The sequence below is a fragment of the Novosphingobium sp. FG137 genome, from assembly GCF_057809735.1.
This window is the reverse complement of record NZ_JBMDKN010000002.1, coordinates 213,710-236,382: the sequence shown is the minus strand read 5'-3', so window position 1 is coordinate 236,382 and position 22,673 is coordinate 213,710. Positions and strand designations below refer to the sequence as shown.

Annotated in this window: 20 protein-coding genes; 3 read left to right on the top strand and 17 right to left on the bottom strand. The window is 65.7% G+C overall.

Annotated elements, in window-relative coordinates:
* Positions 1-99 precede the first annotated feature (99 nt).
* The 17 genes from ACODS2_RS06810 to ACODS2_RS06730 all read right to left on the bottom strand — a co-directional run bounded on the left by ACODS2_RS06810 (position 100) and on the right by ACODS2_RS06730 (position 21,048).
* Entirely contained in the window at positions 100-2,703 is a 2,604-nt protein-coding gene (locus ACODS2_RS06810; RefSeq protein ID WP_488998140.1) for a hypothetical protein, read from the bottom strand.
* 21 nt (positions 2,704-2,724) lie between these two features.
* Positions 2,725-5,880 carry a hypothetical protein gene (locus tag ACODS2_RS06805; RefSeq protein WP_488998139.1) on the bottom strand — a complete coding sequence of 1,052 codons (3,156 nt, stop codon included), beginning with the start codon at positions 5,878-5,880 and terminating at the stop codon, positions 2,725-2,727.
* Positions 5,880-7,730 carry a hypothetical protein gene (locus ACODS2_RS06800; protein WP_488998138.1) on the bottom strand — a complete coding sequence of 617 codons (1,851 nt, stop codon included), beginning with the start codon at positions 7,728-7,730 and terminating at the stop codon, positions 5,880-5,882. Before ACODS2_RS06800 ends, ACODS2_RS06805 begins: the two co-directional genes overlap by 1 nt.
* 1 nt (position 7,731) lies before the next feature.
* A complete protein-coding gene (locus tag ACODS2_RS06795; RefSeq protein ID WP_488998137.1) occupies positions 7,732-8,229 on the bottom strand; it encodes a hypothetical protein in 498 nt (165 codons plus the stop codon).
* Positions 8,226-8,702 (bottom strand): hypothetical protein, encoded by a 477-nt coding sequence (locus ACODS2_RS06790; protein WP_488998136.1) that lies wholly within the window; start codon positions 8,700-8,702, stop codon positions 8,226-8,228. The genes ACODS2_RS06795 and ACODS2_RS06790 overlap by 4 nt, the downstream gene beginning before the upstream one ends.
* On the bottom strand, positions 8,699-10,906 hold the full coding sequence (locus tag ACODS2_RS06785; protein ID WP_488998135.1) for a phage tail protein: 2,208 nt from the start codon (positions 10,904-10,906) through the stop codon (positions 8,699-8,701). The genes ACODS2_RS06790 and ACODS2_RS06785 overlap by 4 nt, the downstream gene beginning before the upstream one ends.
* Positions 10,907-10,912: 6 nt before the next feature.
* Entirely contained in the window at positions 10,913-11,560 is a 648-nt protein-coding gene (locus ACODS2_RS06780; protein ID WP_488998134.1) for a phage connector family protein, read from the bottom strand.
* A gap of 102 nt (positions 11,561-11,662) precedes the next feature.
* Complete coding sequence (locus ACODS2_RS06775) at positions 11,663-12,118, bottom strand: hypothetical protein (RefSeq protein ID WP_488998133.1); 456 nt, start codon at positions 12,116-12,118, stop codon at positions 11,663-11,665.
* A gap of 74 nt (positions 12,119-12,192) precedes the next feature.
* A complete protein-coding gene (locus ACODS2_RS06770; RefSeq protein ID WP_488998132.1) occupies positions 12,193-13,137 on the bottom strand; it encodes a phage capsid protein in 945 nt (314 codons plus the stop codon).
* A gap of 256 nt (positions 13,138-13,393) precedes the next feature.
* On the bottom strand, positions 13,394-14,251 hold the full coding sequence (locus ACODS2_RS06765) for a hypothetical protein (RefSeq protein ID WP_488998131.1): 858 nt from the start codon (positions 14,249-14,251) through the stop codon (positions 13,394-13,396).
* The gene (locus tag ACODS2_RS06760; protein WP_488998130.1) at positions 14,248-14,568 is read right to left on the bottom strand and encodes a Bbp19 family protein; all 321 of its coding nucleotides are present in this window, start codon (positions 14,566-14,568) and stop codon (positions 14,248-14,250) included. Before ACODS2_RS06760 ends, ACODS2_RS06765 begins: the two co-directional genes overlap by 4 nt.
* 40 nt (positions 14,569-14,608) lie before the next feature.
* Positions 14,609-16,276, bottom strand: coding sequence for a portal protein (locus ACODS2_RS06755; protein WP_488998129.1), 1,668 nt, complete (start codon positions 16,274-16,276; stop codon positions 14,609-14,611).
* Positions 16,277-16,340: 64 nt separating this feature from the next.
* On the bottom strand, positions 16,341-17,174 hold the full coding sequence (locus ACODS2_RS06750; RefSeq protein ID WP_488998128.1) for a hypothetical protein: 834 nt from the start codon (positions 17,172-17,174) through the stop codon (positions 16,341-16,343).
* A 32-nt stretch (positions 17,175-17,206) separates the two neighbouring features.
* Positions 17,207-17,461: a hypothetical protein gene (locus tag ACODS2_RS06745; protein ID WP_488998127.1), complete on the bottom strand. Its 255-nt coding sequence runs from the start codon at positions 17,459-17,461 to the stop codon at positions 17,207-17,209.
* A complete protein-coding gene (locus ACODS2_RS06740) occupies positions 17,461-19,017 on the bottom strand; it encodes a hypothetical protein (protein ID WP_488998126.1) in 1,557 nt (518 codons plus the stop codon). The genes ACODS2_RS06745 and ACODS2_RS06740 overlap by 1 nt, the downstream gene beginning before the upstream one ends.
* Positions 19,014-19,616, bottom strand: a complete 603-nt coding sequence (locus tag ACODS2_RS06735; RefSeq protein ID WP_488998125.1) for a hypothetical protein — start codon at positions 19,614-19,616, stop codon at positions 19,014-19,016. Before ACODS2_RS06735 ends, ACODS2_RS06740 begins: the two co-directional genes overlap by 4 nt.
* Positions 19,617-20,850: 1,234 nt before the next feature.
* A complete protein-coding gene (locus ACODS2_RS06730) occupies positions 20,851-21,048 on the bottom strand; it encodes a ribbon-helix-helix domain-containing protein (RefSeq protein WP_488998124.1) in 198 nt (65 codons plus the stop codon).
* A gap of 120 nt (positions 21,049-21,168) precedes the next feature.
* Here ACODS2_RS06730 and ACODS2_RS06725 point away from each other — a divergent pair, with 120 nt between their 5' ends.
* The 3 genes from ACODS2_RS06725 to ACODS2_RS06715 all read left to right on the top strand — a co-directional run bounded on the left by ACODS2_RS06725 (position 21,169) and on the right by ACODS2_RS06715 (position 22,612).
* The gene (locus tag ACODS2_RS06725) at positions 21,169-21,312 is read left to right on the top strand and encodes a hypothetical protein (protein ID WP_488998123.1); all 144 of its coding nucleotides are present in this window, start codon (positions 21,169-21,171) and stop codon (positions 21,310-21,312) included.
* A 3-nt stretch (positions 21,313-21,315) separates the two neighbouring features.
* Positions 21,316-21,543, top strand: coding sequence for a hypothetical protein (locus ACODS2_RS06720; protein ID WP_488998122.1), 228 nt, complete (start codon positions 21,316-21,318; stop codon positions 21,541-21,543).
* Positions 21,544-21,628: 85 nt separating this feature from the next.
* The gene (locus tag ACODS2_RS06715) at positions 21,629-22,612 is read left to right on the top strand and encodes an ArdC family protein (protein ID WP_488998121.1); all 984 of its coding nucleotides are present in this window, start codon (positions 21,629-21,631) and stop codon (positions 22,610-22,612) included.
* Positions 22,613-22,673: the final 61 nt, after the last annotated feature.

The window sequence follows — 22,673 nt, the reverse complement described above, 5'->3', positions numbered from 1 at the left end:
CCCGACCTGATCGCGCTCACGCCATGCGAGCGGTAAAGGCCGGGACGGGCTGGAGCGAGGTCCCCGGTGTCGTCCTGTTATCGGATCGTTAACGCCGCGTCAATTCGCCGCCGCTGCCTCGCGCTCTGCCGCTGCCTTGGCCGCCACATTCTCCGGCGCGCCCGGATTGTCGAACATATTCCCGAAATCCGGCGCGCGTGCTGGCATCAACGTGCCCGGCGGCACGAACATCGGGTGCCGCTCGTCCTGGATGCGCTGGAGCATGCGGGCCTCGTCGTCGTCGTGCTTCGGGTTGATAATGGTATCGATTTCGTGAACCAGCAGCCGGTCATAGGCGGGCCGCAAATACCATAGCGAGCTGGCCACCGGCACTTCCTGCCGCATGATCTTCACGATGTCCTTGCCCACATGCGTATCATCGCCACGGATCGCCGCCGCTGCGTTGCCATAGGTCAGCTCGATCACGTTCTGCGCAGTCTGTGCACCCGGCCCTGCAATCGTCTGGGCAATGCCGCCACCAAAGCGGTTATCGCTGGCTTTCAGGAAATCGCCGAAGATGCCGAAGCCGCCGCCTTGCGCAACGGCGCTGCCGACAAAGCCCGCGCTGTCCATCGGCTCCGGGTCCTCGCCGCGCAGCAGGTGCTTCAGCTGGATCGCCGCTGCCCCCGCCAGCGTGGTGAGGATGCCAAGCCGCATGGCATAGGCCGCCATGAAGCGTGCGCCGGCATAGCCGCCCTGGCCCATCGCGCGCCGGCCGTGCGTGTTCATCAGCGTAAGGCCAAAGCCCTTGAACAGGAACAGGCTCTTCATCGTCTCGCCGAAGACGGTCCCGCGCTTGAAATTCTGCGCCAGCATGGCTTGCGTGCGAAGATCCGTCTCGGGCACGGCCAGGCGCTTTTCCGTGTGCACCATGCGCAGGTAGGAGTTGCGCAGGGCATCATCCCTGATCGCCATCGGGTTGAACCACACAGTGCCGTGCGCGTCCTCCATCGGGGTCAACCTGATCGTTTCCCACTCGGCCGGGCCAATTCCGTAGCGGTCGATCGCGGCGGCGAACTTCTCCGGCAGCTGCACGAACGGCAGGTGCGCGAAGTCCGCTACCCCGGCATTGAAGCTCTTCACGAACAGCGCGCGCATCACATCGGTGTGCTTCGCCAGGCCCGAAGCCCGGATCGTGGTTTCTGCCGCCCGCTTGGCCAGCTCGCCGGAAAACTCTTCGCCCATCATCCGGTGCGCTTCCGCGCCCGAATGCGCCCAATCGGAAAGGATCGCGCCGTGTCGGCCGAGCATCTGGCGCTCTGTCAGGCTGCCTTCGGTCGGGGCCATCAAGCGCACGTAATCGGCCACGCTCTTCCACACGTCCAGCCCGTTGAACGCGCGCACCACCGATGCTGTGGCCGTGTCGCCCGTCGCGGCCGATACCACCGCGCTGCCCAGCTTGGCGCTTGTCTCGAAGGCGCGAAAGGCATCGAACCCCGCCGCGATCTTGCGGCTTTTCGGGATCATGTTCTCATGCCGCCCCATGAACACGTCGTAGGTAGTCTGCAATTCCGATGCCGCCGCTAGCGCTCTGTCCAGCGGGTCCGGCGCAAGCCTCTGCCTGATTGCCGCCACCGGGTCCTTCAGCAGTTTGGCGCGCGGTTGCGGCGCGCGGCCCACCCTGGCCGCCGCCTGCTGCACCAGCGTATCGCCCACATGCTTGATCGTCGCATCCGGGTTCGCCCCAAACCGCTGCATCGCCGCCACGTCGCGCGCCATCCGGTCAAGGTGGCGCAGCATCCCCTCCGCCACGCCCGTCTTTCCGAAGGCGCTCGCATAGGCAAGGTGTGCCTTGCTGTCCGAAAATACGAAGAAGCGCTCTTCCGCGTGCCGGTTGTACAGCGCCTTGCCGTTCCCCATGCCGCCGATTTCCATGCTGGCGCGGCCATCGGTCACCACGTCGTCATACATCTTGCCCAGGATCATATCGAGCCGGTCACCTTCCAGCGGCAGCCCGGTTTCGTTGTCGAGCATGGCATCGAGCTTCAGGATCGGCACCCCGCGTTCATCGGTGCCCAGCACGAACTTCTTCCACGCATCGAACCCGGCCGCGCGAAACTTGTCGCCGCTGTGATCCTGCACCCAGTGCCAGTCCTCGCGTTTGGCGATGTGCCCGCCCGCCTCGTTGAATTGCTGGCGCGCCAGCTCGGCCACCTTTTGCGCGGCCAGCGCCATCTCGTGCGCGTTCACGTCGTCCACCACTTCGCCATAGGCAGCGGCAAGGATATCCTCCTCCAGTGCCGGCGCACGTACCTTGCCCAGCACCGTGGCGCGCGTTTCCTTCAGCAGGCCGTCCAGCGTCGAAAGGTATGTGGCCCGCAACGCCTCGCGCTGTCCCTCCATGTCCATGAACCGCGCCCGGTCATCCCATGCCGCCAGTGCGGTGAGGGATCGCGGATCAAGCAGCCCGCCCGGCTTCATGCCGCCGTTGTACGTGGCAAGGTCCTTCAGCGCGTTCACTTGCGCCATGGCCGTGCTGATCTTCGCGCGCTTCGCCGCCTTCGCCTCACCGCGCAAGTGCTTCATCGTCAGCTCGGTCGCTTCCGCCGCCGCTGCCATCATCCCCTTCTGGTGCTTCAGCCGGTTGAAGTGGCGCGTGTAGAGCTGCTCGGCCTTTTCCCCTTGCGCCTTGGGGATCGATCCTTCGGCCACAAGGGTCTTCACGCATTCGCTAAGCGCCATGGTCTATGCTTTCGGCAGAGGGGCAGGGGCGAGGCAGGCCTCGATCGTGTCGAGGCCCTGCTCTTCCACGTCCGCCTCGCGCAGATAGTCGGCAAGCCGCACAGGCTCGCTGTCGCCGTCCGGCGTGATCATCATGTCGGGGTTCTCGGTGGCAAACAGGTCCAGGTCGTGCCGCGCGCTGTCCATCTGGCGCTGCGCTGCCTCTGCGGCCGGATCGTCGAACCCGGCCAGCGTGGCCTGCGCCTGATTGTCAAACGGCCGCGCATCCAGCGGGTCGGGCGGGCCTAGCTCTCCGCCGCCAGCATTTCCGCCAGCTTCGGCCCCATCCAGGGCCGCAGCGCGTAGGTCAATGGCCCGGATGTCGCTCGCAAGGTCGCTGGAGACGCGGGCGAGGGATTCTCCACCGGCAAGCCGCTTGGCAGCCCGGTCGATGGCGTCTTTGACAGGTCCGGCGCTCCAGGCGAGCTTGTCGATAAGGGCAAGGGCTTCATCATTGCTCAACGCTTCCTGTCTGCTCGCCGCCACATCGATCTTCGAACCCGCGCTTTCCAGCGTGCCCGCCTCGTTCGCCGCCACATTGTGGATGCGCTTGAGGTTGCGCAGCTTGGCCATCGCCGATTCTTTGACGCGCGCCCGTTCGGTGAACAGGCTGGCCATCGTGTCGAGCTGGCCGAACATATCAGTCTGCACGCCGCCCTGAAAGCCCGCCTCGATGCCTTGCCGCACGATATCGTCGGCCTGTGCAAGGTTCGCCGGTTTGGTCTTCTTCAGCAGGTCCACCAGCGCCATGTGCGCTTCAGGCCGATCGGGCAGGCGCGCGCCGATGATCGCGCCATATTCCTCCGGGATCACCTTGTTGACCACCGCACCGAATGCTTCCGGTGAAAGCCGTGCCGCACCTTCGGCATGCCGCGCCTTGGCCCCGCGCGGCACACCTGCCTGCCGCAGTGCGTCCGGCCCCGCATCCCGCAGCACCTTGGCCATGTCGAGGATTGTGCCGCGTTCGCCGGCGATATTCTTCAGTGCGGCAAAGGTGCGCGCATCGCGCGCGCTCACCCCGTCCGCTTCGCGCAGCACATAGGCGTCAAGGTTGATGTCTCGCCCTTCCTTCGCGCCGATCCGGCGGGCGAGGCCGGTGCGCTGGTGGCCATCCGCCACGAAATAGCGGCCTTCCTTGTCCTGCCACAGGATCACGCGGTCAGAGAAACCCGGCTCCCACTTGGTCACCCCGGCCAGCGCGTCGGTCACCCCTTGCGCATCGCCGCCGGATTTGAACTGGAAGGTTTCCGCGTCCACGTTGATTTGGCTCGCCGCCACCCGCTCCAGCGCATGCGGCATGGCCCCGCGATACTCGGGCAGCAGCGTCGGCCGCGGCGCGACAGGCTGCGAAAGCGCCGCCGTCTCGGCATCGATCGCGGGCGCGGCCGTGATCGCCTGCACCCCGCTTTCCGCCGCCTGCACCGCATCTGCTGCCTGCGCTGCCGCCAGCGCCAGGTCATCGCCTGCGCCGCCCATGGGCAGGCCTTCACCGCGCCCGCCCATCTTGCGCTCGGCAAAGGCGATGGCATCGGCCACCGTGCGCCCCGCCAGCACGCTGGCATTCGCCTTGATCGATTTCGCGCTGATCAGTCCCGCCAGCGGCGTATCTCCCGCATGGCCCAGCACCTTGATCGCATCGCCATCGCCCAGAAAGTGAGCAAGGTACAGCGTGGTCGGCGTCACCGGCTGCCGCGCCGCCGTCAGCTTTGCCGCGTTGTCGGCGGTAAACCGCTCCAGCATCGCGCGCTCCACCCCGCTGCCGCGCCGGGCAAGGATATCCTTGTTGCTTAGCTTCGCCTCGGCCGGAAACGTCTTGCGAAACACCGAAACGAACGTGGAGTCGACGAACTGGCCCACCCCCACCGCGCTGCTCGCCGGGTTCTTGCCCGTGCCCTCCACCGCCGGATTGCCCGCGATCCGGCGCACCACGTAATCCACCGCCTCGCGCCCGCTCACCGCAGCACCCGGCCCAAGCTCGCCGGGTGCGCGCACCGTGCCGCTGGCAAGGCCACTGGAGCCGCCCAGCGAGCCCTTCTGCGAAGGCTTCGGTATGCCGGATGTGATGCGGTCCATGGCGGCTTGCAGCGCGCTCTGATGCGCCACCGTGCCCGCCCCGTCCGGCACGAATGGATTGCTCGCCGCCTCGTCCGAAGCGCGGCGGAGGATGGAAACCGCACCGCGCTCCGCTTCGGTCATCTTGTCCCGCCCGATCGCCGCCTCAAAGGCATTGGCAAGGTCCGCATCGGGAATGTCGGCAATCCCGATGATCTTGGGCCGCAGCGCTTCGGGCAGGTGCGGGATGATTCGCGCCAGCCCCGCTTCCACCACCGGGGCCGCCACGTTCCCCGCAGCCTTTGCCGCCGCGCCCAGCACCGGCGCTGCCACATACTTGCCCACACCGGCCACCAGCACGTTCCCCGCCGCACCCATCGCCACGTCGCCCGCCATATCCGCCGCGCCATAGGGTTCGCCCATGCGGTCCATCGCGCGCTTCTTGTCAGGCAGCATCACTATACTGCCACCCGCACCGGCCAGCGCTTCGCCGATCACGAACCGCGCCAGCGTGCCTCCGCCTCCGCCCACAAGCATGGCCATGGCCTGCGCCGGGTCCCTTGCCACCGCGCCCACGCCGCCGATCATGCTTGCCACCGGCGCGCGGCCTGCCACCGATGCATCGCGCGCACGCTGCCCAAAGCGGGTGGCAATCTGCCGGTCCCATTCCGCGCGCGTCGCTGGCAGCGCGCCAAAGGCCTGCCCGTTTGTGGCCCGCTGTGCCTGCATCGCGGCAAACACCCTGTCATGGTTCAGCACGCGCGCTGTTCCCGGTGGCCCGGCATAAACCGGCCCGCCGGGTGTCATCGCCATCATCGAAGTCGCGCCATTGTCGTAAAGCGGCCCCGAAGGCGATGTGTCCATGCCCAGCTTTGCCAGCGCGTCGAGCGCGTCGGCATAAGCATCGTACTCGCGCGGGGCCTGCACCAGGCTGTCCTGCGTATCGCGGGCCACGTTGAAACCCGCCGTAATGCCTTCCCACCAGCCCGGCTTGTCCGGCGGCGGCGGACCATTGCTTGGCCGGTCCGAAATCGGCGAGCGCAGCGTCTGCGGCAGAACCGGCGGCATCAGCGCAGCGCCTTCACACGCAAATAGTACGGCTCTGTCCGGCCATCGCGGCGGCGACGCGCCAGCGCCTTGAAGTCCGGGCCGATCAGCATGTAGCGCTCTGCACCATCTGCATCGGGCTCGGCCTGCCGAAGCTGGAAATGGGCCTTGATATCGGCGGCATTCGCAGGCTGCCCGTTCGCCAGCACCGCGTTTGCAAAGTCATGCCGGGCATAGAGCTGGGCAAACTGTTCGGCGGTCAGGAACGGCGGGATCACCACTTGCATGCCGTTCACCGTCTGCACCCCGCCATACCGCTTGCCGTCGCGAACGCTGCCCCCGTAAACCCGGTCCACGGCCGCCTTCAGGTTCGCCTCGTCATACTTGTGGCCCGTCGCCGCCATGATATCGAGCGCGGTATCCCGGATTTCCTTGTAGGCCCCGCCATCATGGTCCGCCACGCCGCCCAGCTTGGCTGCCATCACCGCTTCGATCTGCGCGTCAGGGTTCTCGCCCTTTGCCGCCACGGGCTTGAACACGTCGGGCCGCTCGCGCCGCATCTGCCCGCCTTGCACCGCCCACCCGCGCGCCAGCGGGTCCAGCCCCGCAACAACCGCCGCCTGCGTGTCGCCCGCCGCCGTCGCCGCTGCAAAACGCCGCTCCGGCGGCATGGCGGCTAGCTGCGCCACCCCCTGCATGCGCTGTTCCGGCCCGCCCTTCAGCATCGGCCCCAGCCTGGCCCCGGCGGCATCGTCACGCGCCTTTAGCTCGTCCTTGAAGGCATCCAGCAGCCGCCCCTCGTCGGGCTTCAGTTTCTGCGCGCCTCCCGCTGCGCGCCGCGTCTCCAGCGCCCCTATCCGCGTCTCCAGCGAACCCGTGTCGAGCGCCTTGGCGTTCTGGACATTCACCATGTCTCCGGCAAGGTAGCCCGCTTCCATCAGCTCCGATGGCTGGAGGCCTGCTGCTCTGCCATTCGCCAGCACGCTGTTGATCGTGGTCACCGGCACGGTATCGCCGTTCTTGATCGCCACTTTCACTTGCGCAATCGCCTCGCGCGCCGCCTTCTGCCGTTCAGCCTCCGCCGCGCGCGCCGCCACTCCGGCCGCATTGCGTTCCGCATCGATCTGCCGCCGCAGCGTGTCCGCCGCGCCATCGGGCAGCACCCCGGCATAGGTGCCCGCATCCAGTTCCTTCTCTACCGCGTCATAGCGCCCTGCACGGATCGATGCGGAAAGGCCCGATACCCACACCTGCCCTGCGGCAGTCCGGGCCACGCTGTCGCGCAGCGCTGCCGGGATCGTGCTGTTGGCTTTCACCGCCGCGCTCACCGTGTCGGCAAATTCCGCGGTGCGGTCGGGCGCATTGGCGGCATTGTCGCTCGATGTCGTCACCAGCTGGTCGGTATCCGCTGCGCTCGCCTTGGCCCGGATCGCTGCGACATGGGTATAGGCCGCCGTCTTGCGCGCCTCGGCAGCCTGCGTCAGCACCGGCTCCCAATGATTCAGCAGATCGGGGTCATTGCCAATCTCGCCGCGCAGCGCGCTGATGTCGGCATCTACCCTGGCCGGGGCCTGCTTTTCGAAATCGGCATCGTTCTGGTGGTCGATCACCCAGCGCGAATACTCGCCCTCGCCTTGTGCCAGCTTCATCGCCAGGGCAGAATTGGCCTTGTCCTGCTGGCGCGCCTTCTCCCGCTCGGCAATCGCGGTGGCGATCTTGTCCGTCTGGATTTCAGTCTGGCGATTTTGGTCGAGGATGCCGCCCGCTGTCCGCCCCAGCGCTGAAACCGTCTCCCCGATGCCCAGCGGCTCGGCCACCGGCGCGGCCGGCACTACGCTCGCGTTGATCCGGCTCGTGAACCATCCCGCCATGTCACCCGTTCCTGTTCAGGATGCTGGCATTGTTGCGCTTGTTCATTTCAAGCTGCATCTGCCCGTTTCGCTGGTCGAATTTTGTGGCGGCATAGCCCACCGCGCCGCCAAGGAAGCCCTTCACCAGCGCCCCCCGCGCCTGCCGGTCGGCCTGCCCCGCGCGCACCCGCAGGTTGTATGCCTCACCCCGTGCCTTGCTGCGCAAGTTGGCAATCTCCAGCTCGCGCTCCAGCGCCGCCTGCTCGACAAGATCGGCCACCGTGCCAGTGCCCACCGGGTTGCCATCCGCCGCCGCCATGGCAAGTCCAGCGCCCTGCGCCAGCCTCGCGTCGCGCGCCGTCTGCCAGGCGTCCAGCTCGCCCTGAAATTCGGTGCGGTTCGCATTCTCGCGGTCCATCCGCGCCTGCGCCCGCAAGGTGCCGCTCTGCTCCATGCCACCGATGATCGGCCCGGCGACACTGCCCACCAGCTGCACCGCACCCAGCAATCCCGCGCTCATGCCGGCCTCCCGTCGATCCGCGCGTACACGGCCATGTCCTCCCCGTCGGGGCAGAAGCGGTAATGCCACCCCTCGAAGCCCAGCCCCAGCAGCCGCGCCCACTGGTGGCCTTGCTTGAAGCCGCGCCGCACCGTCACATCGATGCGCCGCTCCGGCATGCTGGCGATATAGGCGCGGCACCAGCGCGTCACATGGGCAAGCCGCGCCGTGCCCAGTTCGCTCATCACCGCCCATGCCGTCAGGTATTCGGCATGGCTGCGCACCATGCCAAAGCAGGCCAGCACGCGGTCACGTTCCGGATTAGCAAAGGTCCAGCAATGCTCTTCGGCGGCAAAGGCCTGTGCCCGTGCGTCGCGCGCCGCGCAGTCCGGCCAGTCGTTCGCCTGCTCCGGCTGCACCTCGATCATGCCCAGATGCCGCGCCTCGAAAGGCACCCGCAGCATGTCGCCGCTCACGGCGCGCCCCTTGATCATCCGCCCGCCTTCTTCACTTGCTGCATCACCGCCAGAATGGTCGATTGCTTGGCTGCCGTGCGCTCGATCTCGATCACGTTGAGCCCGTCGTAATCGCCGCCGGTATCCAGCGGGATGTCTTGAGTCAGAAATGGCAGCGCCACGTCCATTGGGCTGTCCGTCGTCTGGCTCTCCACATCCCTTGCCGAATTGGCCGCCCCGTCCACCGTCACGCGCAGGCCAAGGCTGTTCTGCACGCGCAGCCACACTTTGGCCGTGCGGCCGATCTTGAACATCGCCGGGCCATTGTCGCCCCCCGCCTCCACCGGCAGCGAACGCCAGCGGCAGGCAAAGGGCTGGCCCAGCATCACCTTGCTGAACGCGCCGTCGTCGCCATAGCCCGAAAGGTCCACCGTGCCCGTGCCGTCCAGCGTGAACGTGCCCAGCACCGCGCCATCGGCGATGATTTCCACGTCCTTGCCCGCCAGATGCGCCGCCGTGAAGATGCTGGCCGGCGGCCCGTCATAGGTCAGCGCCGCGTCACACATGATGCCGTTTTCGTCATATTCGCCGGCATTTCGGAACGGCGCCATTTTCATCACGAACCACGCGCCGTCCGGCGTTTCCGCCGCGATCCACAGATCCTCGCGCGTGCCATCGGGGGCGGTGCAGGCGGAGATGGAACGGGCCAGCATGCCGCCACCCAGCGGCCGGTTGAACCAGCCAAGGATGGCCTCCTCCGGCATAAGCAGGCAGCCCTTCAGCATGCCGTCCTCGTGCACGCTCCACAGCAGCGGCATCGGCTCGCTTTGCTTGGCCATCTCCACGATCGGGCTGTTGCCGATGTGGTCGGCATAGCGGGTCATGTCCTCCACGCCGAGCCGCTCGTAAGTCGTATCGGTCACCCGCAGCACCTTGCGCCGGTTGCGCTGAAGGAACACCGGCTTCCCGTCGATGTCCACCGGGCGCACCACGGCGCTGCCGCGCCGCGAATTCACCGTGTTGCGCACATTGCCCGGTGCGATCCCGCGTGCGGCGCTGCTCTGCTGCATCACGCCTTCCTCGCGCGCGCCTCCGGTGAACAGGTTGTTGCCCGATTGCATCCACGCGATTTCGTTGGGGTCGGTCAGCGGGGAAATGAACGCCTGATCGTCGCCGATATCGCCGTTTTCGTTGAAGCGGTCGAAGTCGTCATACAGCCCGATCTGGCTCGCATAGCGCACGTTGTCCTTGGAAAGGATCAGCCGGTCCTGAATGATCGCGCCGTGCTGCGGCCAGCCCCGCTTGGGGCTGAACGCGCCAAAGCGCCAGCGCCAGGTCGCATTGGTCGATGCAAGGTCTTGGCTGACTGTCGCCGTCACGTGCGTGCTGTCGGTATAGCCGGTGATCTTCAGCCGCCCGATCGCGCTGTAAAGATAGGTCCAGGCGCAGCCATAGGGGCCTTTGGCATTCACATCGTTGCCATTGATCCCGTCGTACTGCGTGCCCTCGTTGTGCGTCGGCGCAACCGATCCCGTGATGGTGCCGGAGCTATGCTGATAGACCTTGCCGTTGACACTGACCACGCGCATCCCGGCCGTCACCGTCATGCCCACCATCCAGTGCGGGATGGTCGAAAGGTCGATGAACTCCATTTCAAACAGGCCGCCCACGTCGCCCGGATCGAACAGGGGCTGGTTGGCCACCAGCGTCACCGTGCCGCTGCTCGCGCTGGCCTGCACGGTCAGCGTCTTGTCTGCATTGCGGTCCTCATAGGGGCCGTTCTTGAAGGTGAAATCGACCAGCGTGAACGATGTTGCCCCGGTGCGGAAAAGCTGCCTGGGGGCCACGTCGCGGTGCCAGAACCACATCGTGTCCCCATCGGGAGAAAACGTGTAATCCAGCGCCTTCACCTGCGGCAGCGTGTAGGGATGCGCCAGCTCCACCGGCACGCCTACCGTCTCGATCCGCACGTCGTTCGTGTAGAAGCGAAACTTCAGCGCCGACATTTCGATCTGGTAGGCCTGCGTGAGGTACGGCTCGAACGGGATCAGGCGGCAGGGCCCCGCCGCCGTCTCCACGTATTCAAAGCCGGGGCAGGCCTCTAGCGGGCCTTGCGGGCGCGGCACCCACCCGGTCACTTCAAGCGAGGAAACCTTCCACACCTCGTGGTCCACGCGGCCGAGCATGAACGGCGAAAGCTCGCCGCCGGTGAAGTTGGATTGCAGCGGGGTGACGAGAGACATCGCGCCTTACCGCCCCCAGCCCGGATAGCTGCCCCCAAAATAGCTGCCCGACGCCCGTTCGCGCCGCGCCCGGTTCCAGCGCGAAAGATAGCGGGCATTGCCCGTCGTGCGCTCGCCCGATGCCAGGCCGTCCAGCTTCTTGGCCTCCTCCAGCGCGGCCTCGCGCATCTGCGCCATGTCCTGCGCCTTGCTGGCAAACTGCGTTGCCGCGTCGGCCAGGTCCATCGCCAGTTGATAGGCCATGAACACCTGAAAATGTGCAGGCCAGGCCCCCACGTCTTCCACGTCGCGAATTCCGCGAAACGGCAGCGGTGCGGCGGCATTGGTCAGGATATGGCCACCCTCTTCCACGCCCTCGAAGAAGGCATCGTCGTCGCGCGGCGGCGGCAACCAGCGCATGCACTCGGCAGGCAGCTTGAAGCGCCGGGTATAGCCGAAAGCGGGCGCGTCGCCCGTCTCGTTCAGCAGCGCGCGAAACAGCGCGAAATTCCACGGGTGGCACACGATCGCGGCGCGGCGGCTTTCGTGCCACAGGTCGGCCAGCTGGCGCGCCAGCGGCACACGATCATCGATCGAGATGATCCGCGTCACCGTCCCCAGCAGGATCAGCGCACGGTTGGCGATGCGGGTCTGCGAAGTCACGATATCAGCCACGCTTCACTCTCCCACCAAGAAAGCACCCGCCGCGTGTCCAGCCCGAGATGAAGACCTCGGCACGCGGCGGGCGTAGTTTCAGCCCAATGAGCGCGGGTGTGCTCACTTATGGCTGTAGTACGTATCCACCTGAAGCTTGCCGCCAGCGGTCACCGGGATCACGGCAACGCTGGTGGTCAGCACCAGTTCTTCGGTCGAAAACGGCACGGTGTTGAGGCCGATATCGTTGAAGTCGAGCAGCTTGATGCGCACGGTTGCGCCCGCCGCCGGGCCTGCCACCGCCGCGCTGTACTTGGTGGCATTCGCGCGCGTGCCCACGGAAAAGCTCACGCCCGCCATCGAAACAGTGCCCGCCGTGAGATCCACCCAGTCAGGCACATCGCCGCCGCGCAGTGCACCGATCACCAGCGTGGTGCCGATGGCATTCGCGCCGCCGTCGTCGGTCAGGAACACTTCGCGGTTGCGCCGAATGCCTGCATTGTTGCTGTGGCCAGGGGCCTGCTGCGCCTTGGTCCCCGTGTACACGTTGGTCATATATTTGCCGGTACGGTCGGCCATGATCGTTCTCCTGAAAGCTTTTGACGGCCCCTAAGCGCGCTCACCTTGAGCTTGCCGAAGGGCCGTCAGATTGATCACCGGCCGTTGCAGACCATCTGGAAGCACTTCTTCTCATCGACCCGAGTGATCGCCGAGCAGGCTTCCGCATACTGCTGCATCTGGTGCTTCTTTCCGGGGTTCTCGCCCTGGCGGTAGAAGAACTCGGTCCAGACGCCACGGTAGAGGCCGCTGGGCACGAACGCCGGCAGCGAAATCTGCCCGGCTGCCGGCACGATCGTGCCCGGAGCCGAAGGATAGGCGCGCGCCGAAAGCATGTTGCAGCGGATGTAGCGGAAGCCGAGGAACCCGCGCCCGGCAGCGAATTCACCGCGCGCCAGCGGGCGGTCTTCACTGTATTCCCAGTTGGCAAATTCGGTGATGTTCTGAAGGTCGATCACGCCCTGGTTGTCGATGAACAGGATCGGCTCTTCGGTCTCGGTGTCCACGTCGTTGTCGTTGAACAGCTTCATCAGCGCTTGCAGCTTGGCTTTGGTGATACCGGCACCGCCATGCGGAATGATGTTGCCGGGGGTGAAGGGCACCGCAGTCGCGCCATATTCGCCGGTATAGGCGTTGCCGTAGAAGCCGCCGAGCGGATCGAAGAACGCATCGTCGTGATACCGGCGCGCGGCATCGGCAAGGCTCTTGGGCGGCACCGCCTCAATGTTGACATCGGTTGCCTGAATGTCATGGCGTCCCACCAGCACCGCCGCATCGGCAGGCTTGCGCTTGCGGATCGCGCGGCGAACGTTGCCGATGTCGACATAGTTGGTGTCGTCGGCGCGGTTGTTCTGCGTTTCGAGATTGATGATATCGAAGCGGTCTTCGAGGACCTTGATCGTGCCGCTGCACTGGCCGCTGTTGCTCTCGTCGAACAGCTGGGTGAACTTCCCCGGAATCTGGTTAAGCTCGTTGGTGACCTTGAGGGTATAGGCGATGGTCCGATCGGTCTCGGGCCAATTTTCAACTGGAACTGCCACAGTCTTTCTCCTGGCAAAAGTTTCACAACATGCGAAATTTTCGTCAGGGGTATCGCCCCGTGCGTCGCCGCAGGGCCGGGCCGGACTGGCGACTCACGTGCCGCGTGAACGCCCGCACCTTTTGCGGGGAAGCACCGGGGCCGCCATCTGGCAGGGTATCCGGACGTTCCGATCGGGCCGGGGGGCAGGGTGCTTCAGCCCGATCGGAACGCCCTAGAAGTTTATCGAATCGATAACAAAGTCAAGCTGATTTGTGTCAGCGCCGCGAAGTGCCCGCCGCGATGATCTTGGCATATTCGTCCAGCTTCTTGCTCTCGGCGCTGTTCGGGTTGCGCAGCTTGTCCGCCGGGAGCTTCGCCGCCGCCTCCTTGGCCTGTTCCGGCGTCATCGTGCCCAGCGCCATGGCCATTTCGGTATCATCCACCTTGCCCATCTCGCCCGTGCGCCGCGCGATATCGAACAGGATGCGCACCGAATTGCCCGCGCCGACAAGGCGGGCGAGGTCGGTATCGAACTTCACCGGGATGCCCATGCGCGTCAGCCAGGAATTCGTCGCGGCCTTGGCGGCCGCGAACTCCGCCTTGCCCATGCCCGCTTCCAGATCGGCCAGCTCGCGCTGCGCCGCCGCCTGCAAGGCAGCCTGCTGCTCGGCAACATAGGCGTTGTTCGCCGCCACCAGCAATTCCGCCTGCGCCGGATGCAGCCCGGCCTTGTGGAACACCGGCCGCATCGATTCGGCAAAGGTCGCATCCTGCCCTTCAGGAACCTCGATCTTGTAGTCTTCCGCCTTCTCCGGCCGCACGGCAGCAGCAAAGCGCTCGAAGCTGTCGGGATCGTCGGCCTTGGGCAGCTCGATGCGGTTCCCCAGCATCTTCTGGCGCTCCACCAGCCCCGCCGCCAGCTCCTCCACCGATTTGAACCGCGCCAGCGTCTTGTCGCCCTTCAGGTCATCGGGCAGGCTGTCCATCCACGCCTTCGCGCCGGGATCGGCAGCGGGATCGGCAGCCGGGGCCGGGTCCGCCCGGCCCAGCGGAGAAGCAGGCGCGGGATCGGCAGCCGGGGCCGGATCGGCGCCAGATCCATTGGGGGCGGCGATGGGGTCAACGTCACTCATCGTTGGTTCTCCAGTTCAGTTTGCAGGGATTTGGCTTTCTCGGCCGGGATGAGGCGGAAGCGCGCCAGCAAGTGCAGCATCAGCCGCCGCTTGCCCTCCAGCACGCACAGTTCAGCATGATCGGTCAGGGCAGAGGCCGCGCCCAGCCCGGCCGCCTGCGCTAAATCGTCAAGTACGATTGCGCCTGCGCGCGAAAGCGTGGCTCCGTCCGGATAGAACAGCTCGCGATAGGCCTCGTGCACTTCACGCAGCGCCCTGCGTCGCTGGATTCCGCCCATGCCGGGCAGGCTGCGCCGCTTGCTGCGCGATGCGGCCATTTTCGCGCGCAGCTCGATCAGGTCCGGGCTCTCGCCGTAGTCAGGCGACATTGGGAGGCACCGCCCCGGCCAGGTCCTTCGATGCCTTCGCCAGCTCCGGCACGGCGGCCAGGAACTGTTGCTCCTGGTTCTGCTGATCGTGCTGCTGCTTGATCGCCGCGCGCTCATCTTCGGTGCTCATGATCGAAACTGGCACCGATGTGTTTTCCGCCACGAACTTCAGCCGCTTCTCGAACGGGAAGTATTGCTTGTAGGTCTGGTAAGTCTCGGGATCGTTCTGGAAGGTCGGCGCGAAGAAGCGCTCCATGTCGAGCAGCGCGCCCACGCCGGCCGCGCCCTGCGATCTGGTGACGCCATTGTCATAGACCGCCTTGATCCCCATGCCCGCTTCGCGCGCCTCGCGCACTTCGCCGGGTTCGTCGTCCATCAGGCCCAGCTCGTCCATCAGCGCCAGCTCGCGGTCCAGCTCGGGAGAGAACCATTCGTTCTCCTGTCGCGCCAGCGGGGTCAGCAGCACGCCGGCATCGGCCTTGCGCTCCATGATCTGGCCATCGGTCACATGGCTTTTCAGGTCCTGGTTGATTTGCAGCAGGTGGGCATAGAACGCGCGGTCGATGTAGCTGTGCCGCAGCTCCAGCAGCCGCTCGGCTTCGGTGTTGTCGGCCGGGTTGAACAGCGCCTTGATCCGCTCTTCATAGCGGCTGCCAAGCCCGCCCATGATCACTTCGCGCGGGGCATAGCGGATGCCGTAATCCAGCATGTCGTCATGCGCCAGCATCGTCGGCCCCGCCTTCTGTTCGGCGGTTTCGGTCATGTCCACCATCATCATCTCGCACTGGCGGACAGAGGGGAGCACCTGAAACGCGGCGCAGTGGCCATAGGGTCCGTTGAGGCCCTTGGCGAAGCGGCTCACCACGCGCGGGGCGGCGACGTAGCCACCGTCCTTGAACAGTTCCTTGCCTTCCACCGCCACAAGGCACCCGCGCCAGGGCTTGCCCAGATGATCGATCCGGTCGGGATCATATTCGGTGTTCGGATAGATCGCGTGGATGAATTCCACCTTCTCGTCGTCCCCGGTGCCGCCCTGCTTGCTGATATGGCGTTTCACCACTTCGGGGCTTTCCGGCCCCCACTTGTCCCATGCCTGGCGGGCCGTCAGGGTGAATTTGTTGTGCGTGCGGATCGGCAGCCCTTCGGCGTTCTCTTCCACATAGATCTGGCCGATGAACTCGCTCTGGTAGGAAAACCCGATCGGGCGGCCCATGATGTCGCGCCTGATGTCTACCCAGCTCGATTGCATGGCAAAGGCCAGCAGGCTCGCCCAGCCTTCGCCAAGATGGTCGGTAAAGCCCGATTTCGGGTCGCTGCGCAGCTGCTGGAGCAGGCGGTTCTTGCTCTCCACCCACAGCGCCACATGCTGAAGCTTCATCAGGTCATCGTCGTCCAGCGTCCAGCGCTGCCAAATCTGGCCCGAAGGGTTGGAAAGGCCCATCGCGATCGAGACGCCTTCCTCGAATTTCTGCTGGGCATATTCGTCGAACACGGCGGTAACGATGCTACGCTGCACATCGCCGTACTGGCCCAGGCAATAGAACTTCGCCATGCGCGGCAGGATCAATTCGGCTACTTCCTGCCGCAGCTCGCGGATCGCGGTCTGTCCCGCCGCCATCCGGTCCTGCCGCTTGATGATCGCCTCGCCGCTGTACATGGCCACCCTTTCCTGAAACCGTCGCGCAATGGTGGAGGAGCGCCAGACTCCTCCATCACGCCCCTCAGCCGAAGTTGAACCGCAGATTGTTGCCGGGGATCATCGCGGAAAGCCCGCCGCCGCCGATCAGCAGCGCGCCGAGCCGGCACACCGAAAGCACTTTGCCCCCGGCATCGAGCAGCACCGCAAAGCGCAGCGTCACCTGATCCATTTCGGGTTCGAGCTGGATCATGCCGCCATAGAGCAGCGAGCCGGCCTGCGCCGTGAACAGCGCTTTGCCGCCCACCACCGGGGCGAAGGGCTGCACCACGCCGTTGTCATCGGCCAGAACCATCACTGCCAGTGCGCCGGCATCAAGGTATTCCAGCACATCTGCCCATTTGGCGAAGCCGTGATCTTCCGGCAGCTTCAGCACCTTGCCCAGCTTGGGCAGCTTGACGGTCGCTTCTTCCACGGGGGGCGGCGGTGCAGCGCCCAGCACGGCAATCTGCGCATCGCGCTGCGCGATCGTCGCGGTAAGCGCCAGGATTTGCGCATCGCGGTCCTTCAGCTCGTCCTGAAGGCTGGCATTCGTGGCATTCGCCGCCGCCAGCTTGTCGCTCTGCGCCAGATACTCCGCCTGCGCCGCATCGAGCGCGGACTTTGCGGCCTCGACTTCGCCGGTCAGCAGCACCACCGGATCGTCGATCGGAGCGGGATCGGGAGCAGCCTCTCCGTTCGTGTCGAGCGAAGTCGAGACACCATCCTCGCTCACGGGTTCGGCGGCACTTTCGCCGGCCGGAGCTTCTTCCGCCGCAGCTTCGGCCGGCGGCGCGGCATCCGGTGCCGCTGCGCCCGCCACGTCGTCAGGGGCTTGCGTTGCATTCTCGCCATCCGTCACTGTCTTCAGCCGTGCCATCGTCGTGTTCCTTCGCCGTCAAATCGGGGCCTTCAGGCCGAACGCCCCAGCAAACTCGTCTTCGGCCCGGTCGAGGCTTCGGCCCCGCCCACGGGCGTCTTTTTCTGCCCGCGCGCACCCGTGCGCCGCGCCAGGCTATCCGCCGCCGCCGCGCGCTCGAGCGCGTCGTTGCGCGTCGCCACCTGCGGCGCCTGCTGCTGCTGCCCACCGCCGGAAAGCGCCTTCGACACACCCACTGTCGCCGCCGTTGCAAGAAGGGCCGGAACGATTGCCGCCAAAAACGCCATCACGCTCTCCTTTCGCGGCCGCGCAGCTGCGCCACGTTTTTCGAGTAAGAAACCTGTCCACCCGTCCGCTGCCGCGCGTCGCGGCGGTCATCCATTTCGGAAACCACGCGAGCCTTCCTGGAGAGGCCAAGGCACAGGTATTGCAGAGCATCCTGCACATGGCTGAAGTCGTTCTTGGTCGGCAGATCGCGGAAGCGGCCACCGGCCGATGTCTGGATGCGCTCGATCACGTAGCCGTTGTTGAAGCCGCGCCGCAGCATCCGCGCCGTTGTGCTCACCAACAGGCCGGGCCGCCCGCCCGGCGATGCATTCAGGCGCGCCCGCACAGCCTCAAGGCGCGGCTCGATCCGGTTCCCCGGCTCCCCGCCGGGCTTGGCGCTGCCGCCAAAGGCACGCAGGAAAATTTCGATCCACGTGCCCTCGTCGTCATACTCGCCCCATTCCGCCGCCGGATCGAAAAACCCCTTGCCCAGCGTCGCCCGCGGATAGGCGGTGCTCACGAATTCGCGGGCCAGCTCGCCGAAAGCGGTCGGCCCCATGCGGGTCAGTTCGTTGTTCTTCGCCGGATCGAAGATCACCAGCTCGTCCAGCACCCGAAGCTGGCCCATATCCTCTTGCGCAAACACGATCGCGGGGGTTCGCCCGCCGTCGATGCCGAAATGGATCGGCAAGTCAGGCAGGGGCTGAAGCGCACCCTCCGCCATGTGCATCCGGTCGTTGAATTCAGGATAGACCGGCTGCCCGGCGCGCACCGCGCCGAATTCGTTGTGAATGAAGCGTCGGATGTCGTTCTCCGACATCGTGAGCATCATGCCCTGATAGTAACCCTTGCGCAGGTTCTTGAGGTTTTCGGCCTGGGGACTAAGCCCGCCGGGCTGCCGGTGAAAATTGATCCCGAAATCGTCGCCGAATTGCTGCTGGAAACCATCCACCATGTCATCGGGAATGCCCAGATTGCCCTCAACCAGCAGGTCATAGGTCCAGTTGTCCACGTCAGGCGCGTTGAAGTCGGCAATCACCCCGTTCCAGCCATGCACGGAGCCGTGATAGCGGCCCACGCGGGGCAGGCCGAAGCGGATCACCGAAGGATCGAGCGTATCGACCTCGTTGAGCCACAGCACGGTCAGCGACATGCCCTTGAAGACCTCTTCGGCCTTCAGGTCGCCCATCGCGCGGAACCACATCGTGATCTCGATCTCGCCGATGCCGATCACCATGCGCCGCACCACGTGCCGGTTCAGCTCGCCGTTCCAATTGGCCTTGGTTTGGGGAAACCAGCGGAACCAGTCCTGCATCACGTTGGTGGCAAGCTGGGAATAGGTTGCGCGCACGCAGCACACCGCGATCCGGCGCACGCCGTCCTGCATCGGCTTCTGCCACAGCGCCGCGTTGATGATCTTCTGGAAGCAGCTCGTCGTCTTGGCCGAACCGTAAGGCCCCATGATCGCCGAAATCAGCTTGGTATCATTGATGAAGCGGTCCGCGATCGGGCCAACCGGCTCCATCGTCAGGACATTGCTCTCGCCGTCCTCGCTCAAGGCCGCTGCCGCGCTCATTCGCCGCTATCCGGGGCCACCGGCTCGATGCGGGCATCCTCGATTTCGGCTTCCAGCAGCCGGATATCGTCGGCATGGACCACACCCTTCATCCGGCCCATGAATTCCGTCAGCGCGGCATCGGAAACCGCGCCCTTGGGCAGCAGTTGCGGCGCAAAGATGAACCCATCGACCTTGCCGTCGACTTCGAGGCGCTGGACGGCCTTGCCGTGCACCCGGTCCATCAGCTCCTGGACGCACTTCAGCCAGAATTCGGCCACATCGCGGATGCGCACTGGCTTCGATTTGTCCTCGCTGCGCTGCGCTGCCACCCACAGGTCGCGCAGGCTCTGCCAATCCATCGCCATGACGTTGCCGAGGGCATTTACCGGGTCGCCGAACTCCTGGACGATGTACTTCGCCAGATCCTGATCACGCTTGTTGCGGGCGCCTTCCGGCCGCCCGCGCTTGCGTGCCAGCTGGAACACGTCGCGGGGCAGATTTCCCTTCTCGTCGCGCAGCAGATCGAGCTGCTCGGCGCTCGGCATGCCGTGGAGCGGCCGTGCAGCGCTGTCGCCGGCAGCTTCAGCCAGCATCCGGTCAAGCCCGCTGGTTGACATGGCCCGCCCCCGATTCTAGCGTCCGCAGAACGTTGACACCTTTGGCGCAGGACAGGGCAAATCCCCCACCCGAACCCGCAGTTTTCCGCCAATTTTGGCGCGATATTGGGCGGCACCCAGACTGGCCGTTGACACCTGCGCTTGGTGCCGCCCGCACCCCTGACCCCAGTGGGGCCTGAAGAACTCCGCGCCCTTTCAGGCGTCCGATTTCGGCCTTGCAGCGGCCATTGTCGCGGGGCTGGCCCCGGTCCGGAAACTTTTGACCAATCTGGTTCCTGTCGTCAGCGACGGGGAGGGGAAGCGGTCGCCGTTGGCGAGGGGGTCGCCCCCCCTGGCCGAAGGCCAGACCGGCCGAATTCAGCCTGTCAGGCTGAACCGCATCGCCCGAAAACCGCGAAACATCAAAGACTTGCGCGCCCCGTTCTGACTTCGCCGTTCTGACTTGCCCGATCGAGGCCCCCCGAAACCGCAGAATTCCGCGGATCCCGATCCGCGCCCCGCAGCTCGACCAGGCCGCCGCCGCCGCCCCGATCCGGCCGGAAAACTTCCCAGCAGCGCCGCCCCCCGCCGCACCAAACACCCGTCTGGACGACATCGAGGCGGCCACGCCGAGCGCCCCGGCATTTCCAGCCCCTAGTTTATTCGCTGCGAGATGAGTGCCCGACGCCATAGGGCCGGATATGTATCCCCCGGATCGGAGCCGCCGCAAATGGTTAATGGGTAGCGACGCCTGAAACCGCCCTAACCGCCACCGATTAACCGGCCACCCCTCTTAACCTACAGAAACATATAGATATAATCCGATAGGTTAGCAGGTTAGCGCCTTGCCCTGCCAAATACGCATGCGAGCCGCGAAGCCCATCGATCCGGCCCGATCGCGCGCGCCTGATCGCGCGCATATAGAGAAGGGCGCTAACCCGCTAACCTGCTAACCACCACCAGATAAGCGAGCAATTACAAGGCCTTTCCCCGCCCTATAGGTTAGCGCCGCAAGTTAGCCTTGCGGTTATCGCCGCCCCCCGACCCACCGGCAGGCCCGGCAAAGCCCTCTTGCCATCCCCATCCATGGGTACGGGTCCGGGATAGAGAGAGCGAGGCGCTAACCGATCTATGACGACGCGGCGCGCCTCATCGGGTCCGGGCGAACTCGGCCGAGAGGAAGGAATGATGTGCGCGGACGCACCGCATCGGCCCCGGCTATGGCCGGGTTCCGATGCTGTCCGCGCGAGCTGGTTTAAGTCTTCTTGCCGTCCGCCTGGCGCGCGTCGCCGTGCCCTTCGGCGCGGTCAGCCTCTGCCGCAGTCAGGGCAAGCTCTACAGCGTGCCGGATGAACTCGGCGCGCTTCCCGTCCGGCACCAGCGCATCGATCCGCGCCAGCGTTTCCGGTGCCAATCGCACCGCCGTGAACTTGCCAATTGCCGGTCTACCCATGGCGCGAAGCCTTATCCGTTATCGTTTTTTGCGTCAATCGCGCCGAATAAGCGATAACGGATATTGACATAACCGATAACGCTTATATTTATAGGGCTCCCAACCAACGGAGGCCTACCCATGATTGACCGTTCCGCCATCGCCCAGGCTCTCGCCAAGGCCATCGCCTACAAGCAGTGCGGCAAGCAGGCTGATGCCGAAGCCTGGGCGCGCCGCCTGGTCGAGCTGCTGGAATGCGCCGACATCCTCGCGCGGGAGGCCTGAACCATGTTCGAGGTTTGGTACTTCTCCGGCAACGGTGACCCGATGTTCGGCGGCAACGCTGATGACCGCGTGCTCTATCGCAAGGGCGAAGAATTCGACTGGTTCAACAGCCGTTGGGCCGCAAAGCAGCGTGGCTTTGAGCGCGCCAGCTTCGATGATGCCGAAGCAGCCTTGCAGCTCGGCAACCAGCTGGCCCCGGCCAAGGCTCTCGTTTCCGTCATTCGCGCCTGACCGCCCCCCGTGCCGCCGGGTCCGCAGAACGGGTCCGGCTGCCGGATAGGCGGCCATTCTGCCAGCCTCAAACGGAGAAACCACCATGCCCCGCGACATCTACCAGGACGTGACAGACACCATCGTTCGCCAGCTCGAAAGCGGCGCGCGCCCCTGGCGCAAGGATTGGGTGAGCGATACCGGCACCGGCATGCCCCGCCGCGCCTGTGGCAAGCGCTACCGGGGCATCAACGTGCTGCTGCTGTGGGCCTCCAGCATGGCAGGCGGATACCGCTCCAGCACCTGGATGACCTTCAAGCAGGCTATCGCGCTCGGCGGTGCCGTCCGCAAGGGCGAGAAGGGCACCGGCATCGTCTTCTTCAAGCAGCTCACCGTTGCCGATCGCGCCGATCCCACCGGCGAAGCCGAGAAGAAAATCCCCATGCTGCGCGGCTATACCGTGTTCAACGTCGACCAGATTGACGGGCTGCCCGCCCGCTTCCTGCCCGCCGCTGCCGCGCCGCTCCCCTATGGCCCCAAGCAGCGCGCCGAGCTGGCCGAGGCGGCGTTGCGCAGCTCCGGCGCGGATATCCGCGAAAGCGGCGACCAGGCGTTCTACGTTCCCTCGCAGGACTACGTGAACATGCCGACGTTTGACCGTTTCCACACGGCAGGCGGATACCTTGCCACGCTGGCGCACGAGCTGTGCCACTGGACGGGCCACAGCTCGCGCCTTGATCGCGCCCAGCTCAACGCGTTCGGCTCGAAGGACTATGCCTTCGAAGAGCTGGTGGCCGAAATCGGCGCGGCCTTTGTCGGCGCGCGTCTCGGCATCGTCGGCGATCACATCGATAACCATGCCGCCTATCTGGCGCACTGGCTCACCGCGCTGCGCAGCGACAAGAAGATGATCTTCAAGGCCGCCAGCCTCGCCCAGCTCGCCGCAGACATGGTGCTGGCAAACGCAGGCCTGGACGATGAACCGGCAGACATCGATGCCGAGGCCGAGGAAGCCCCCGCGCCGATCGCCGCGCCATCGCCTGCCCCCATGCCTGCCCCGATGCCGGCATTGCAGCTCGGCTTGCTCTGACCGCCCATTGTGCCGCCGGGCCGGATCACGGTCCGGCGGCCATGTGGGCGGCCACGGTGGC